The 1,140-nt window shown below is 65.4% G+C and carries 2 protein-coding genes and 1 pseudogene; all 3 read right to left on the bottom strand.

Annotated features, from left to right (window positions below; genetic code table 11):
• On the bottom strand, positions 1-594 hold a 594-nt coding region (locus U9980_RS23235), incomplete at its 3' end, for a hypothetical protein (RefSeq protein WP_416210366.1).
• The gene (locus tag U9980_RS23230) at positions 594-746 is read right to left on the bottom strand and encodes a helix-turn-helix domain-containing protein (RefSeq protein ID WP_322769885.1); all 153 of its coding nucleotides are present in this window, start codon (positions 744-746) and stop codon (positions 594-596) included. The genes U9980_RS23230 and U9980_RS23235, both read right to left, overlap by 1 nt.
• A 157-nt stretch (positions 747-903) precedes the next feature.
• A pseudogene (locus U9980_RS23225) lies at positions 904-1,077 on the bottom strand (recombinase family protein); the annotation flags it as partial.
• Between the last annotated feature and the right edge of the window lie 63 nt (positions 1,078-1,140).

Below are 1,140 nucleotides of genomic sequence, written 5' to 3'. Positions count from 1 at the left end.
CCGACTCAGTGCCTCGGTGAGGATCACGCAGTCGTTGCCGATGTTGCGATAGTCCTGCTCCGTGCGAGCGATCTGGAAGTGGCGACGTAGCTCCGCTACCTCGGCGTCGACTCGCGCCCACCCGGTTACCAGGCGTGGGCTGACCGGCTGCGTGAGCGTCGAGGACAGGGTCCGTGTCTCAAGCTCGACCAGCCGGTCGTGCAGGGGATCGAACAGTTTGCTCAGTAGATCCCGCCGGGCCTGCCATGATCCATAGCAGTCGTTACGAATCCAGTGACCTTTGAAGGTCGCGTAGTCCCGGAACGGGATGTCGACGTCGTTGACCCCAACGCGTTCGAGAACGGACCGCAGAGCGAGGATCGCGTCACGCATCTCAGGTTCGGACATCTGCTCGCCACCACTGGTCCCGAACCTCTCGAGATCGTCATGGACGAGGCGCGCAAGTCCGACTGCTACCTCGGCATCGTTGTGCCCATCGACGGGGCCCCGCCTTAGCGAAGCCAGCAGATCAGTCTTAAGCGATCTTGTGCGCCTGGCTCCGCCCCAGTAGTTCGGGACGTCGAACTCTTCGCCGTAGAAGTCGTCCGGTCTCATCAGGCCGATCCACCAGCCGGCCGGTTGCCGACGATGCTCTTGTCGAGATGCCCGTAGACGGTGGAGCGCGCTACACCGAAGACAGCAGCGATCTGGGTGACGGTGTGGTTGCCGCCGTCGTAGAGCTGTTGGGCGACGGCGGCCTGCTCGATTGAAAGGCGGGGGCGCCGGCCACCAGCGCGACCGCGAGCGCGGGCGGCCGCGAGGCCGTCGCGGGTGTTGGCGACGATGAGCTCGCGCTGATACTCGGCAAGTGACGAGGTGTAGCAGGGAGCGGCCGAGTCGGTCGAGGCGGGTGACCTTGAGTGTGTCGCCGGCGCGCAGCAACTGCATGACGAGGTCGAACTTCGGCCGGGACGCCTTCGCGCCGCTCGCGATATCGACGTGGATGTCGCGTTCGGCGACGCCGGCGCGCAGCAGTGCGTCGACCTGGTGGTCGGGGTTCTGGTCCGCGGTCGAGACCCGCGCGTAGCCGATCAACACGGCGTCGACAGTAGCCGATCAGGACGTTTGCCGACAAGATCGGCTATGTCGACGGGAAGCTGG

The organism is Protofrankia sp. Cr1, assembly GCF_963555865.1.
Classification (GTDB): Bacteria; Actinomycetota; Actinomycetes; order Frankiales; family Frankiaceae; genus Protofrankia.
This window is presented reverse-complemented; position numbering and strand designations above follow the sequence as displayed.